Genomic DNA, 14041 nt, shown 5'->3' with positions numbered 1-14041 from the left:
GAAGTGAAACGCCGTAGCGCCGATGGTAGTGTGGGGTCTCCCCATGCGAGAGTAGGGAACTGCCAGGCATCAAATTAGAAGTATGGCATTAACTTTCGGGGCAGTTCACTACTCGACAGAGAGTAGGACAAAAGCGAAAGCTTTTGAACGTTGCGAAGCAACGGCCCGAAGGGTGAATCACGAAGTGATTCATAAACTGCCAGGCATCAAATTAAGCAGTAAGCCGGTCATAAACTGGTGGTTGTAAAAAAATTCGGTGGAGCGGTAGTTCAGTTGGTTAGAATACCTGCCTGTCACGCAGGGGGTCGCGGGTTCGAGTCCCGTCCGTTCCGCCACTTATTAAGAGCCCTGAGCATTAGCTCAGGGCTTTTTCTTTGCCTGTCATTTAATTATTGCTCAATTCGCAAAAATCCTCTGCATTTTTCGCTCTTTTTCTACAAAGCGCTGAAGGTCATAATCCCCTCAGTTAACGAACATAGTGATTAAAAAGAGGAATTCTATGACTATCCCTGCATTCGGTTTAGGTACTTTTCGCCTGAAAGACGACGTGGTTATCGCTTCTGTGAAAACGGCGCTTGAACTGGGCTACCGTGCTGTCGACACTGCGCAAATCTATGATAATGAAGCGGCTGTTGGACAGGCGATTGCTGAGAGCGGCGTACCGCGTAATGAGCTGTACATCACCACTAAGATCTGGATTGAAAACCTTAGCAAAGACAAGCTGATCCCAAGCCTGAAAGAGAGCCTGAAAAAACTGCGTACCGATTATGTCGATCTGACGCTGATCCACTGGCCATCTCCGGGTGATGCCGTGTCTGTCGAAGAATTTATGCAGGCATTGCTTGAAGCTAAAAAACAAGGGCTGACTCGCGAAATTGGCATTTCAAACTTCACCATTCCGTTGATGGAAAAGGCTATTGCCGCGGTGGGCGTAGACAATATCGCCACCAACCAGATTGAGCTATCTCCGTATCTGCAGAATCGTAAGGTGGTTGACTGGGCGAAAGCGCACGGTATCCACATCACCTCTTATATGACGCTGGCATACGGCAAAGCGCTGAAAGATGAAGTGATTGCGCGCATTGCGGCTAAACATAATGCGACGCCGGCGCAGGTTATTCTGGCATGGGCAATGGGTGAAGGTTACTCCGTGATCCCTTCATCCACCAGGCGTGAAAACCTGGCAAGCAACCTGCTGGCACTGGAACTGCATCTGGATGCCGAAGATAAAAATGCGATCGCGGCACTGGATTGCAACGACCGCCTGGTTAGTCCGGAAGGTCTGGCCCCTGAGTGGGATTAATTGCCTGACCCTTTGTACCCTTTACCCCCTCTTTCACAGCTCCTACGGGGGCTGTTCTTATATATTCGCTCAAAAAGTCGATAAATGCCCGAATGCGTGTGCTGACGGCGCGATCGCTGTAGTAAACGGCGCTGAAAGGCATTTCTACCGGCAGACGTTTATCGGCCAGCAGTTCCACCAATTCTCCCCGCGCGATCTCTTTATCAATCATATAATCTGAAAGACATGCAATGCCGTTACCGTTCAGGCAAAGCTGTTTTAACGTTTCCCCGCTGTTGGAAGAAATCCCACATTCGACTTCATGGAGCTGCCCATCTCTACAGGCAATCGGCCAGGTATTGAGCGAAACAGGTTCTGAGAACCCCAGGCACAGATGCCGTTTTAACTCTTCAACGGTCTCTGGCTTGCCAAAACGGGCAATATAATCCGGTGAAGCGATAATCTTACGATAACTGGTAAATAACGGGCGTGCGCGCAGACTTGAATCTGTCAACGTGCCTGCGCGTATCGCAACATCCACTTTTCGTTCAATAAGATTGATGAACGTTTCTGAGGAGACAAGAGACAACGTTATTTCCGGATATCGTTCACGAAAAGGTTTAATCAGCGGCATCAGGAAATGCAGCATTACCGGCGTTGCCGCATCGATACGCAGTAAGCCGCGCGGGGTATTACGCGACTCCATGATTTCCGTTTCTGCGGCGGCCATTTCTTGCAGTATCTGCTGCACGCGCCTGAAATATCGCTCTCCTTCTTCAGTCAGGCTCAGCTGTCGTGTCGTACGATTAAGCAGACTGACGCCGAGCTTCATCTCCAGCTTTTTAACTGCCCGGCTGACAGCGGAATTGGCCTGTCCAAGCTGCTCTGCCGCCCGGCTGAAGCTGCCGCTTTCCACGACAGCGACAAAAATTGCGAGTTCTTCGGAGGTGGCTTTCATTTTTGCTCCTGCAGCAAAATTAAATTGATATTTTGGCTATTTTTGTCATTAAAACATCCAGGCATACTGCGTGTCATCTGATTACTGTTGTTATGGAGTTATGTATGCCTCTCGCTTTATTTGCACTGACAATAAGTGCCTTCGCTATCGGTACGACTGAGTTTGTGATTGTCGGCCTGGTGCCGACCATTGCACAACAACTGGCTGTCTCGTTACCTTCCGCCGGAATGCTGGTTTCAATCTATGCGCTGGGGGTGGCTATTGGCGCGCCGGTGCTGACCGCTCTGACCGGACGCCTGCCGCGTAAGCAGTTACTGGTTGCGCTGATGGTCTTGTTTACGGTGGGGAATTTGCTGGCATGGCAGGCGCCGGGCTATATGACATTAATCGCTGCCCGTTTGCTGACGGGCCTGGCGCACGGCGTGTTCTTCTCGATTGGCTCTACCATCGCGACAAGTCTGGTGCCAAAAGAGAAAGCGGCTTCTGCGATCGCTATTATGTTTGGTGGTTTAACGGTCGCGTTGGTCACGGGCGTTCCGCTGGGCACATTTATCGGTCAGCATTTTGGCTGGCGTGAGACCTTCCTTGCGGTATCACTGTTAGGCGTGATTGCGCTGATGAGTAGTCAATTGCTGATCCCGACCAATATTCCCGGTCGGGCGGCCGCCAGCATTCGTGACTAGGTGAAAGTACTGACTCATCCTCGTCTGTTGCTGATTTACGCCGTTACAGCGCTGGGCTACGGCGGGGTATTCACGGCATTCACCTTCCTGGCGCCGATGATGCAGGATCTGGCGGGATTCTCCCCGGCAGCGGTAAGCTGGATCTTACTGGGGTATGGCGTATCTGTGGCTATCGGCAATATCTGGGGCGGTAAACTGGCGGATAAGCATGGTGCCGTGCCGGCGCTGAAATTCATTTTCGCCGCGCTGTTTGTTCTGCTGATGGTCTTCCAGGTGACGGCCTCCACGCAGTATGCCGCGCTGGCTACCATTCTGGTGATGGGGATCTTTGCCTTCGGTAACGTACCGGGGTTGCAGGTCTACGTGGTACAGAAAGCGGAACAATTTACGCCCAATGCCGTTGATGTGGCGTCAGGTCTGAACATTGCGGCGTTTAACATTGGTATTGCGCTGGGCTCCGTGATTGGCGGGCAAACGGTGGCGCATTACGGTTTGGCGCAGACGCCGTGGATTGGCGCCCTCATTGTTCTGGTGGCTTTCCTGCTGATGGGTGTCAGCGGACGTCTTGATAAACCTGTACGCATTGCTCTGGAGTAAATTATTGATGTAAGCGCCTACTTACAAAACAAACTGCAATTGTTCGTTGAAAGTGAGTGCTAAAATCCCTATAACAGAAGAACCAGTCCGGTTGAGGACTGGTTGACGTTACAGAGGTTTGAAAGTCAAAAGTGCGAAAAAACACCTATGCGATGCGCTATGTTGCCGGACAGCCCGCCGAGCGGATTTTGCCGCCCGGGTCGTTTGCGAGCATCGGCCAGGCATTGCCCGCCGGGGAACCGCTAAGCAGTGAAGAGCGGATCCGTATCCTCGTGTGGAATATATTCAAGCAGCAGCGAGCCGAATGGTTATCGGTGCTGAAGAACTACGGCAAAGATGCGCATCTGGTCCTGTTGCAGGAGGCGCAGACGACGCCTGAACTGGTACAGTTTGCCACCGCTAACTATCTTGCCGCCGATCAGGTTCCCGCTTTTGTATTACCTCAGCATCCGTCTGGCGTCATGACGCTTTCTGCCGCCCATCCTGTTTACTGCTGCCCTTTACGGGAAAGAGAACCGATTTTACGTTTGGCGAAATCAGCCCTGGTGACGGTATATCCCTTGCCGGATACCCGTTTATTAATGGTAGTAAATGTTCATGCGGTAAATTTTAGTCTGGGCGTGGACGTATACAGTAAGCAGTTACTTCCGATCGGCGACCAGATTGCGCACCATAGCGGCCCTGTCATTATGGCGGGGGATTTTAATGCCTGGAGCCGTCCACGTATGAATGCGTTGTACCGCTTTGCACGTGAGATGTCGCTGCGCCAGGTGCGTTTCACTGACGATCAGCGCCGTCGTGCGTTTGGACGACCGCTGGATTTTGTTTTTTATCGTGGGTTAAACGTGAATGAAGCCTCCGTACTGGTGACGCGCGCTTCCGATCACAATCCGCTACTCGTTGAATTCAGTCCCGGCAAACCTGAGCAATAAAGGTGCGTCAGGTCTGCCGTGGGGCAGGCCTCTTCGGGTGCTGCCCTCTATTTTTCTCATAACAGAAGGGCACTACCATGACAACGCATTCCCATCATGACAATGTTGAAAAGCAGTTTGGTTCACAGGCGAACGCCTATTTACATAGCGCCGTTCACGCAGCGGGTCGTGACTTAGCGCGGCTGGCGCAAAGGTTGTCTGATTTTTCCCACGCGAACGTACTGGATATGGGATGTGGGGCTGGACACGCGAGTTTTGTCGCTGCGCAACATGCCAACTCGGTCGTGGCATACGATTTATCCGCCAGCATGCTTGAGGTTGTCGCTGGAGCGGCGGAAGAAAGACATTTAAGTAATATTACTCTCCGGCAAGGCTATGCCGAAAAACTGCCCTTTGAAGATGCATCGTTTGAGGTGGTGATTAGCCGCTATTCCGCGCATCACTGGCACGACGTTGGTCAGGCATTGCGTGAGGTTTATCGTGTATTAAAACCCGGCGGCGTGCTGATTATCATGGATGTCATGTCGCCTGGACATCCTGTACGCGATATCTGGCTGCAAACGGTGGAGGCGTTACGCGACACGTCGCATGTCCGTAACTATTCCAGTGGCGAATGGCTGGCGATGGTCAATAACGCGATGCTGGTAACGAATACCGTGATAACCGATCGTTTATCGCTGGAGTTTCGCTCATGGGTAACGCGGATGCGTACGCCAGCGCCGTTGGTTGAAGCGATTCGATTATATCAGGCGAGTGCCCCGGTAGAGGTGAAGCGTTATTTTGAGTTGCAGGATGACGGCTCGTTTAGCAGCGATACTATCATGCTGGAAGCGCATAAAGCGGTATAGCAATTTAAAAGGCGCCGGGGGAAGCGGCGCCTTTTGGCTTTTTCGTCGGACAATATCAGGAGTCTGGCGTGCTATTGTCCTTCACAAACAACGTAAGCTGATCGCCCGGTTGTAGATTATCCGTATCATGGTTCCAGCGCATTACATCTTTGATATTCACCCCGTGACGTCTGGCGATACTGGAAAGCGAATCGCCTTTACGGACACGATAGGTAATGCTATCGCTATTGTTTGCCAGTCGTTGCGCGCTGCTGCCAGCACCTACGGTCAGGCTTTGCCCGATTTTCAGGCGCGAACCACGCAGGTTGTTCCACTGCTGCAAGTCCTTCGTGCTTACGCCAAGCCGCGAAGCAATACCGGAAAGCGTATCGCCAGAGCGCACCTTATAGCTACGGCTATTCAACGGCGTATTGTCGGCGATCAGTTGGGACTGAACGGCGTCAATCTCACCGGAAGCCAGCGACTCACGCAACTGCTCGGCATGCTTTTTGGGCACCATAACATATTGCGGACCGCTTACGCCTAAGGTAGACCCTTTTACACCGGCATTAAACGTCTTCAGCTTGCTGATAGACATGCCCGCCATATCCGCAACCTGGGCCATTTCGACTGGACTGTTTAAACGAACTCGTGCCAGCGCTCGGCTTTCATCTGTTGTTGGCAGACGTACGCCGTAGCGTTTGCTGTTTTTGAGAATTTCACTCAATGCCAGCATCTTAGGTACGTAGAGTTTTGTTTCTCTGGGCAAAGAAAGCGACCAGAAATCCGTCGGTTTTCCACGCGCTTTGTTTGCTTTAATTGCCCGCATAACACGGCCTTCGCCGCTGTTATACGCTGCAACGGTTAACAGCCAGTCGCCGTCAAACATTTTGTTCAGACGCTGCATCATGTCTAACGCGGCGGTCGTAGAGGCTACAACATCGCGACGCGCGTCATAATTACGGGTCTGCTTTAAACCATAATTGCGCCCTGTGCTCGGTATGATCTGCCAGATGCCTGCGGCATTGGCGCCAGACGTTGCGTGAGGATCAAAAGCGCTCTCCACTATGGGTAGTAGTACCAGCTCCATAGGCATGTTACGTTTCTTAACCTGCCCCGCTATCCAGTACATATACGGCTCTGCCCGTAAAGTTACATCGTGGAGATAGCTCTTATTGCGTAAATACTTCTGTTTCTGTTCGCGAATCCGGCTGTTTTCCGGAATTCCCATCTTTAGCTCGTCGCCAATGAAAGCCCACAAGTCCTGATCTGGCGCGATAGACGTTCCGTCGTCCATCCATCGTGCCTGACTCGTAAACTTTCCTGCTTCCCCTTGACCAGCTGCAGAAAGGCTCTGTGCGTGCTGTTGGACGTTGCCAGTGTTCTGAGACGTCTGGCACCCCACAAGCAGGACAGAGGCGAGTAATATCGCTTTTGCCTTCATGTGTGTGTCAATAGTTGCTTAAAAGACGACCGATCATAACGGCGAAGTTAGCGAATGACAAGTAAGAATTATCAGAACGTGTCTTTCTTTGACCTTAACCATGCAAAACGCGCTTCTGGTTGTTGCAATATTGTTTCTTTGTTTATTTCGTTAATTAAATCAATATCTTCAGTTCTTAAAAAAAGATTAATCTTACGCTCATTTTTAAGAATAACGGGTAATGTCATTTGTTTTTTTACACGTAACTCTTTAACTTTACGATAATATTCATTTATGAACGAATCGTGCGGAAGTATGCTCAATGCGAACTTAATGTTAGCTAAAGTGTATTCGTGAGCGCAGCAAATGAGCGTGTCGTCAGGCAGAGAATTAATTTTCATAAGTGACTGATACATCTGTGATGGCGTGCCTTCAAACAGTCGACCACAGCCGCCAGAAAACAGCGTGTCGCCGCAGAATAAGTAAGGGTGGCTAAAGTAACAGACGTGTCCTAACGTGTGACCCGGCGTGGCAAAAAGAGTAAATTTCTCGCCTAAAACGCGAATAGTATCGCCATCGCCAACAAGATGGGTTGCTCCCTTGTCTTGCGTTTCCGCCGGTCCATAAACCGTCATTTGCGGGAAGTGTTGCAACAGCTCTTTGACTCCGCCAACATGGTCGTGATGGTGATGCGTCAGAAAAATCGCCTCCGGCATCCACTTATGTTCAGCAATGGCCTTTAAGACGGGTGCCGCTTCGCCGGGATCAACAATCACACAGCGGCCTTCATCATTGGTCAGCACCCAGATGTAATTGTCCTGAAACGCGGGAATACTGTTAAGATTCATATATTACCTCTCAAATAATTAGCGGAAGGTTGCGATGAAACCGGCAAGGCTCTCTCAAACTGTCGTTGCGCCCGGATGTTGGGGTGAGTTGCCCTGGGGCAATTACTACCGTGAGGCGCTGGAACAGCAGCTAAATCCGTGGTTTGCAAAAATGTATGGTTTCCATTTGCTTAAAATCGGTAATTTAAGCGCAGAAATCAATTCCGAAGCGTGCGCGGTCTCCCATCAGGTGAATGTTTCGTCGCAGGGGTCGCCGATGCAGGTTCTGGCCGATCCGCTACACCTTCCTTTTGCAGATAAATCCGTCGATGTTTGTCTGCTGGCGCATACTTTGCCGTGGTGTACCGACCCGCACCGTTTATTGCGGGAAGCCGACCGCGTATTGATTGATGACGGTTGGCTGGTCATCAGTGGATTTAACCCGCTGAGTTTGATGGGGTTACGTAAACTGGTACCCGTTTTACGTAAAACACCGCCCTATAATAGTCGGATGTTTACCCTTATGCGGCAACTGGACTGGCTGTCTTTACTCAATTTTGAAGTGCTACATTATAGCCGTTTTCATGTCTTACCCTGGAAAAAGCAGGGAGGGCGGCTATTAAATACGCATATCCCGGCGCTGGGCTGTTTACAGCTTATTGTGGCCCGTAAGCGGACCATCCCGCTTACGCTTAATCCGCTGCGACATAATAAAAGTAAAACCCCTATCCGCCAGACCGTTGGCGCCACCCGGCAATATCGCAAACCGGATGGCTAAGCTTCCGCCTGGTAGCCACTATCTTCCTGCGTGGGATTCATTGCCGCGGCGCGCGCCAGTTCATCACAACGCTCGTTTTCGGGATGGCCTGCATGGCCTTTGACCCATACCCATTTGATCTGATGCTGACCTAACGCAGCATCGAGACGTTTCCAGAGATCGACATTTTTTACGGGTTTCTTTTCCGCTGTTTTCCAGCCGCGTTTCTTCCAGTTATGAATCCATTGGGTAATTCCTTGCCGCACATATTGGCTGTCGGTGCTCAATGTCACTTCGCAATGTTCTTTTAACGCTTCAAGCGCGACGATCGCCGCCATCAGTTCCATACGGTTATTGGTGGTCAGCGTGTAACCTTCACTAAACGTTTTTTCATGACCGCGATAGCGTAAGATAGCGCCATAACCACCAGGCCCTGGATTCCCCAGGCAAGAGCCATCGGTGAAAATTTCTACCTGTTTAAGCATCTCTGGTAGACTTCCTGTAATTGAAATCGATAACAAAACGCAAGTCTGACATAAATGACCGATATGAGCACTGCAATTACACGACAGATTGTCCTCGATACCGAAACCACCGGTATGAACCAGATAGGCGCGCACTATGAAGGTCACAAGATTATTGAGATCGGTGCGGTTGAGGTGATAAACCGTCGTCTGACCGGTAATAACTTCCACGTTTACCTGAAGCCGGATCGGCTGGTGGATCCGGAAGCGTTTGGCGTACACGGCATCGCCGATGAGTTCCTGCTGGATAAGCCGGTTTTTGCTGATGTGGTCGATGAGTTTCTCGATTATATCCGCGGCGCGGAGCTGGTCATCCATAACGCATCGTTCGATATCGGCTTTATGGATTATGAGTTTGGTCTGCTTAAACGCGATATTCCTAAAACCAATACTTTCTGCAAAGTTACCGACAGCCTGGCGTTGGCGCGGAAAATGTTCCCCGGCAAGCGTAACAGCCTTGATGCGCTGTGTTCGCGTTATGAGATAGATAATAGTAAACGTACTTTGCACGGCGCATTGCTCGATGCCCAGATCCTTGCTGAAGTGTATCTGGCGATGACGGGCGGGCAAACGTCCATGACGTTTGCGATGGAAGGAGAGACGCAACGGCAGCAAGGTGAAGAGACCATTCAGCGAATCGTTCGCCAGGCCAGCCGGTTACGGGTCGTTTTTGCCTCTGATGAAGAGCTGGCTGCGCATGAATCGCGGCTTGATCTGGTGCAGAAAAAGGGCGGAAGTTGCCTTTGGCGGGCGTAATTTATTCCTTTTTAGGCTATAAAAATCATCCTTCGGGCGATTTTTGCAGCAACTGATTCAAAAGGTGAGAAAAAGCGTTGACGGGCGACACCGCAAACCGTAATATTCGCCTCGTTCCCAGCGGGAACATAACGGAGCGGTAGTTCAGTTGGTTAGAATACCTGCCTGTCACGCAGGGGGTCGCGGGTTCGAGTCCCGTCCGTTCCGCCAGATACAAATCTCAGGGTGTTTTTATACATCCTGTGAAGTAAAAAAACCGTATCCCTGTAAAAGGGATACGGTTTTTTTTCGTCTTCAAGAAGTTCCTCCGTCTATCGTGGAATCTGACGCAAATGGGCCTACGCCTGGATGACGAACAGGATATTACCGCCACTTCTTTCACTGCCATGGTTATTTTGATCCCACTGACATTTAAGGCGCGGCCTCATGGCGGTGCTTAACCGGGATCGGGACATGTTCAGCGCAGAAGCAGACTGCGTAATGTTGATGTCACTCAGATAATCACGGAGAACCGCCAGACATGCGCATCATCATTCCAGGGCATCCCACTTCTCCAGCAACTCCACCGGGATCTCATTGATCACCTCCGAGAACCGTTTTCCCACCAGTCTTTCAGCCTGGCGTAACAGTGGGATGGTCGGGCTGCTGGGTTCACTGCTCTCAAACCAGCGACGAATGCACCGCAGGCGTTCCAGCGCATCATTACGATCGCGAATTGGCCCCGGTTCAGCATTGTGTGGGAGGGATATACCGGGGGGCGTGTTGACAGGCGGCACATCCTCTGCCCGTGCCGGAACGGCATTAACCATAACCGTGCCTGCGGGGTCTGGCGCTGGCGACGGAGGAATTTCCGGCGTGGTTGTCTGTACCACGTCAGGCAGTAGCGCCAACAACTGCCGCAGGCGTGAAAAATCTGGAGCCAGATCGCCTAATGTCTCACGCGCCCACACTTGCAGGCGTTCTGCGCTTTCCTGCGCTTCGCGAAACGCCGCCAGCGGTAATGCCCCACGGGCTTCGAGGTCGGCCAGTTGCTGGCGGACGGATTCGGGGGCCAGCGCATCAGCCGGGCGGGGATTGGATAACGCGCGCTCGACATCCCGTACCTGCAGGCGCAGGGCGGCACTGTTTGACAGCGTGATACCGCGAATGTCTGCCATCACGCCTTCGTGATCCAGCAGCGCCGCCAGGGCATTACTGCGCGCCAGCGCCGCATCTTCAATAGACTCTGCGGATGCGCCTTCGCCGGTAAGCAGCTGCGGATGGAGTGCATCAGACCAGATTACGCTCAGTTCTGCCAGTTGTGTGAGCATTTCCGCCAGTCCCTGTGCGCCAGCCTGCTGGATGCGACTGCGCAGCAGCAGGATCAACACCCGGATATCCTTACTGCGCGTGAGCAGACGGCGCGCATCACGCTCAATTTCCGGCCAGTTCACGGCTTCCGGCGTACTGACAAAATCACCATATTGCGCCTCCGCCTGGGGGGCGGCGCGGCTGAACAGCAGCAGGTATTCCGGATCGTACTCCGGATCGGGGCCGCAGGGTTGTTCCGCGCTTACCGGTTTAGTCAGGGACATATCCATATCATTACTCTCAGTGGGTTAAGCCGTGTTCAGGTTCAAAAATCATGCCGGTCACCGGACGGTCATGCATGGCTTTACCTGCCCAGGCCGTCCAGCCAAGCCGCTGCGCGCCGCCGATCACCGCAGGCGGTGCGGCATGGGGCTTCAACTGCAGCTCAATTTCCCAGCAATATTCAAAACCGATGAACGTACGCACCAGTTCTGTCAGCACGGGCAGATTGTTGCCGCCGGGCAGAAAACGCAGGTAATCCTCCAGCGTGAGCGGGCCGATAATTAGCCGGAATTTGTACTGCATATCCGGTACGGCCTGGCCGATAAGCGCCCCGTTGCCCAGCACCGAGGACTGCGCGGGCGTGCCCAGACGGGTGATTTCATCGTCCGCCACCGTTATCCAGTGCAGGGCGAACTCTTTCACCGCAAAAGGCACGCTGAAATAGTGCGCCAGCGTGGCGGCCAGCCCGTCAGGATTGCGCGATTCGCGTACCAGATGGGCGGAGGCCGCCAGGCGAACATGATCTGACAGCGGGCTTTCGGCGCTTTCCCGTAGATCCTGCCCGCTGAGACTGGCGATATAAAACGCAAAACGGTCGTGTTCCGGTTTGTCCAGCCCGCCACCAGCGGACTGGGCGCTGCGCCATGCCTGCCAGAACTGCGTCAGCCAGCGGTGGTGAAAAATATTGGAAAAATGAACCAGCGTCGGATCGTGACGGCTCTCTGAGCGATTTAGCGCCAGCTCGGTATAGTGCAGCGGCAACGGGCCGTTTGGCCCCCACAGTCCGAGGCTGTACAGGCTCAGGTGCAGGCGTCCATCCTGCCAGCTGACCTGGGCGATTTCCCGTGGCGCAAAGGTCATCGTCGGCGTCTGTCCCAGACGGAATTTTTCCATCCGTGGCTGCCAGATACTGCCTGCCGGAGTATCACAGAGCTGGGCATCCACGCGCCGCATCAGGTTCAGGAATCCGTAACGCCATGGGGTTTTCTGCGCCTGGTCGAGAGCGCCGGTCATACGCTCCCCCGTTGCCCGGTTCTTACCGGCCAGGTCATGACATGCCCGCGTTGCATCGAGTGCAGCGTCATCTGTGAGAAGGTATTAATGGAAACATGGCGGGCAATATAGTGTTCCAGCACCAGACCGAACAGGTAAGGACTGATACCGGAAAATCCTTCTTCGTCCACGGTCAGTTCGCAACTGACGCCCCGGCCATAGACCAACAGACCGGAGCCGGGCAGGCGGCGGGTTACTGGGGTGGTTTTGCAGCCAATCAGGCTGCGCACCTGGCGCGACTGCGGGCTGTCGTGAGCCGGAATAAACAGATTCAGCAGATCGCGCAGCGCCTGGCCGCCGGTGCGGTGATCCAGATCGGCCAGCGGCAGATAATTAAACGACAACTGCCGGATCAGCCGCCAGGCCATTTCGCGTTCAGCCAGCGGCGGCTGCGGCGGGCGCGGCGGTCTGATAAGACCCACGCCCGCCACCGGGATCGCCGCATCTACGGTCAGATCATCCCGGCCATTACGTGGAATAAGACAGGGCAGATCGCGGTTAGTCACCATTGCCGTGACGGTGATATGGCGCAGATTTTCCGGGTAGGGCGCTTCATGCTGATCAACCAGCGACAGGAAGATTTCCGAGCCGGTATAGGGGGTTCGGGTGCCATAGCGGCGGGCATTTTCTGACGAGCGGCGCGGTTCACGACGCAGTGAAAAATAACGCCCGTGGTTGCCTTCGTCATTATTACGGGTGTGATACAGCGGACGAAAAATCATCTTCCGTGTGGTTTCCGCTTCCAGGCCTTCGACTTCCTGAACAGAAAACACCTCGTAATCCAGCGGACGGGTACGATCTACCACCAGATGCTGTTCCGTCACGCTGTGAGTGACTTCAATCCGGGTGGTGGTGCGGGGAAACAGGTTGATCACCGGCGTACAGAACAGGCTGAACTGTGCAGCGTCCGTCTGATGAATCAGCCAGTCCGGCGGCAGGCGATTAAGCAGTATGACAATTTCCGCCACATTGCCCTGCACCTTTTGTAACCCGGCAGACAATCCGGTCGGGGTGAAGAAGTAAAACCGTTCCGGACAGGCGAAAAATTCATGCAGCAGATTATGGCCGTGAAACACGTTCCAGGCGAGCGGCAGCAGCCCCTGCCCTGGCTCCAGCCCTTCGTGCGCCACCGGGTGTTGAAGATTCACATTCAGTTCGCCGTCAAAGTGACCGGGTTCACCGGCCAGTGTGGCGACGGCGCTGGTATGCAGCAGCTCAAACAGGTGTGACGCAATGCGTTCTTCGCCGCAGAGGTAAAAGGGCAGCCGTGCCGGACCGGCCAGCTCGCTGAAAGTCAGTTCCCCGAAGGTTCGCAGGGTGATGCGCAATGCCCCGGCGACATGAATATTAGGCGGCAGATAGCGGTGCAGGGCGGGCATATCCGGTGGCGCGGCGGTCAGGCGTACCTCCTCGATGGACAGCGGCCACAGCGTGACGTCCTGGCTGCTGCGAAACTGGCAGGCGGTATTTTCGCCTTCCGGGATAGGGGAAACGAACGCGGTATCGCGCGGCACGGTGACCCCTTTCGCCAGGTCGCCTTCCTGCGTATCGGGATACAGCTTTACCACTGCCATCGATGGCGTGGGGGTGACGTAATTGGGGCTGACGACTTCCAGTAACCGCTGTGTGAAGCGGGGAAACTCGGCGTCAATTTTTAGCTGAGTACGGGCGCTCAGAAAGCTGAACGCCTCGATCATGCGTTCCACATACGGGTCGGCAATATCGGTTCCCTGCATCCCCAGTCGGGCGGCAATTTTGGGATGGAGGGTGGCGAACTCAGCACCAGTCTCCCGCAGGTAGCTCAGTTCGCGGTTGTAATACTCCAGTAGCCGTGGATCCATGAATAATGC

Annotated in this window: 12 protein-coding genes, 2 tRNA genes and 1 pseudogene; 8 read left to right on the top strand and 7 right to left on the bottom strand. The window is 53.4% G+C overall.

All coding sequences use genetic code 11. From position 1 onward, the window contains the following. The first annotated feature begins 258 nt into the window (after nt 1–258). Nucleotides 259–335, top strand: a tRNA-Asp gene (locus tag NA389_RS09475). A gap of 164 nt (nt 336–499) precedes the next feature. After that, nucleotides 500–1303, top strand: a complete 804-nt coding sequence (gene dkgB / locus NA389_RS09470; RefSeq protein WP_000154873.1) for a 2,5-didehydrogluconate reductase DkgB — start codon at nt 500–502, stop codon at nt 1301–1303. On the opposite strand, the gene yafC is transcribed toward dkgB, so the two are convergent. After that, nucleotides 1269–2240 carry a DNA-binding transcriptional regulator YafC gene (yafC, locus tag NA389_RS09465; RefSeq protein ID WP_000648532.1) on the bottom strand — a complete coding sequence of 324 codons (972 nt, stop codon included), beginning with the start codon at nt 2238–2240 and terminating at the stop codon, nt 1269–1271. The genes dkgB and yafC overlap by 35 nt on opposite strands. A 104-nt stretch (nt 2241–2344) precedes the next feature. Between yafC and NA389_RS09460 the strand changes: the two are divergent. The 3 genes and pseudogenes from NA389_RS09460 to NA389_RS09450 all read left to right on the top strand — a co-directional run bounded on the left by NA389_RS09460 (nt 2345) and on the right by NA389_RS09450 (nt 5300). Beyond that, nucleotides 2345–3520 (top strand): annotated as a pseudogene (locus NA389_RS09460) (MFS transporter). Between the two features lie 131 nt (nt 3521–3651). After that, nucleotides 3652–4452: an endonuclease/exonuclease/phosphatase family protein gene (locus tag NA389_RS09455; RefSeq protein WP_001230970.1), complete on the top strand. Its 801-nt coding sequence runs from the start codon at nt 3652–3654 to the stop codon at nt 4450–4452. Between the two features lie 77 nt (nt 4453–4529). Next, on the top strand, nt 4530–5300 hold the full coding sequence (locus tag NA389_RS09450) for a class I SAM-dependent methyltransferase (RefSeq protein WP_000207221.1): 771 nt from the start codon (nt 4530–4532) through the stop codon (nt 5298–5300). 55 nt (nt 5301–5355) lie between these two features. Here the strand turns inward: NA389_RS09450 and mltD are convergent, their stop codons facing one another. Together mltD and gloB are read right to left on the bottom strand one after the other, a co-directional pair. Further along, nucleotides 5356–6723, bottom strand: a complete 1368-nt coding sequence (mltD, locus tag NA389_RS09445; protein ID WP_000644706.1) for a murein transglycosylase D — start codon at nt 6721–6723, stop codon at nt 5356–5358. A gap of 71 nt (nt 6724–6794) precedes the next feature. Further along, entirely contained in the window at nt 6795–7550 is a 756-nt protein-coding gene (gene gloB, locus NA389_RS09440) for a hydroxyacylglutathione hydrolase (protein ID WP_001052773.1), read from the bottom strand. Between the two features lie 34 nt (nt 7551–7584). Between gloB and NA389_RS09435 the strand changes: the two genes are divergently transcribed. Next, a complete protein-coding gene (locus tag NA389_RS09435; RefSeq protein ID WP_000801238.1) occupies nt 7585–8307 on the top strand; it encodes a class I SAM-dependent methyltransferase in 723 nt (240 codons plus the stop codon). Here the strand turns inward: NA389_RS09435 and rnhA are convergent. After that, nucleotides 8304–8771 (bottom strand): ribonuclease HI, encoded by a 468-nt coding sequence (gene rnhA, locus NA389_RS09430; protein ID WP_000917872.1) that lies wholly within the window; start codon nt 8769–8771, stop codon nt 8304–8306. The genes NA389_RS09435 and rnhA overlap by 4 nt on opposite strands. Before the next feature lie 63 nt (nt 8772–8834). Here rnhA and dnaQ point away from each other — a divergent pair, with 63 nt between their 5' ends. Both dnaQ and NA389_RS09420 read left to right on the top strand, forming a co-directional pair. Continuing rightward, on the top strand, nt 8835–9566 hold the full coding sequence (gene dnaQ, locus NA389_RS09425; protein WP_001562201.1) for a DNA polymerase III subunit epsilon: 732 nt from the start codon (nt 8835–8837) through the stop codon (nt 9564–9566). Nucleotides 9567–9699: 133 nt separating this feature from the next. Continuing rightward, nucleotides 9700–9776: transfer RNA gene (locus NA389_RS09420), tRNA-Asp, on the top strand. 320 nt (nt 9777–10096) lie between these two features. Here the strand turns inward: NA389_RS09420 and NA389_RS09415 are convergent. From NA389_RS09415 to tssF, 3 genes are read right to left on the bottom strand one after another with little or no spacing between them, the layout of a single operon-like run. Further along, the gene (locus NA389_RS09415; RefSeq protein ID WP_000367624.1) at nt 10097–11146 is read right to left on the bottom strand and encodes an ImpA family type VI secretion system protein; all 1050 of its coding nucleotides are present in this window, start codon (nt 11144–11146) and stop codon (nt 10097–10099) included. 10 nt (nt 11147–11156) lie between these two features. Beyond that, nucleotides 11157–12152, bottom strand: coding sequence for a type VI secretion system baseplate subunit TssG (gene tssG / locus NA389_RS09410; RefSeq protein ID WP_000145238.1), 996 nt, complete (start codon nt 12150–12152; stop codon nt 11157–11159). Continuing rightward, complete coding sequence (gene tssF / locus NA389_RS09405; protein WP_000371504.1) at nt 12149–14032, bottom strand: type VI secretion system baseplate subunit TssF; 1884 nt, start codon at nt 14030–14032, stop codon at nt 12149–12151. Before tssF ends, tssG begins: the two co-directional genes overlap by 4 nt. Between the last annotated feature and the right edge of the window lie 9 nt (nt 14033–14041).

The organism is Salmonella sp. NW645, from assembly GCF_051703725.1.
GTDB lineage: Bacteria > Pseudomonadota > Gammaproteobacteria > Enterobacterales > Enterobacteriaceae > Salmonella > Salmonella enterica.
This window is presented reverse-complemented; position numbering and strand designations above follow the sequence as displayed.

Bases quoted from the DNA above. Each gene is read 5' to 3' on its own strand.
- tssF (WP_000371504.1), bottom strand. From the start codon at position 14,032: ATGGATCCACGGCTACTGGAGTATTACAACCGCGAACTGAGCTACCTG.
- dkgB (WP_000154873.1), top strand. From the start codon at position 500: ATGACTATCCCTGCATTCGGTTTAGGTACTTTTCGCCTGAAAGACGAC.
- mltD (WP_000644706.1), bottom strand. From the start codon at position 6,723: ATGAAGGCAAAAGCGATATTACTCGCCTCTGTCCTGCTTGTGGGGTGC.
- tssG (WP_000145238.1), bottom strand. From the start codon at position 12,152: ATGACCGGCGCTCTCGACCAGGCGCAGAAAACCCCATGGCGTTACGGA.
- NA389_RS09415 (WP_000367624.1), bottom strand. From the start codon at position 11,146: ATGGATATGTCCCTGACTAAACCGGTAAGCGCGGAACAACCCTGCGGC.
- NA389_RS09435 (WP_000801238.1), top strand. From the start codon at position 7,585: ATGAAACCGGCAAGGCTCTCTCAAACTGTCGTTGCGCCCGGATGTTGG.
- rnhA (WP_000917872.1), bottom strand. From the start codon at position 8,771: ATGCTTAAACAGGTAGAAATTTTCACCGATGGCTCTTGCCTGGGGAAT.
- yafC (WP_000648532.1), bottom strand. From the start codon at position 2,240: ATGAAAGCCACCTCCGAAGAACTCGCAATTTTTGTCGCTGTCGTGGAA.
- dnaQ (WP_001562201.1), top strand. From the start codon at position 8,835: ATGAGCACTGCAATTACACGACAGATTGTCCTCGATACCGAAACCACC.
- NA389_RS09450 (WP_000207221.1), top strand. From the start codon at position 4,530: ATGACAACGCATTCCCATCATGACAATGTTGAAAAGCAGTTTGGTTCA.
- gloB (WP_001052773.1), bottom strand. From the start codon at position 7,550: ATGAATCTTAACAGTATTCCCGCGTTTCAGGACAATTACATCTGGGTG.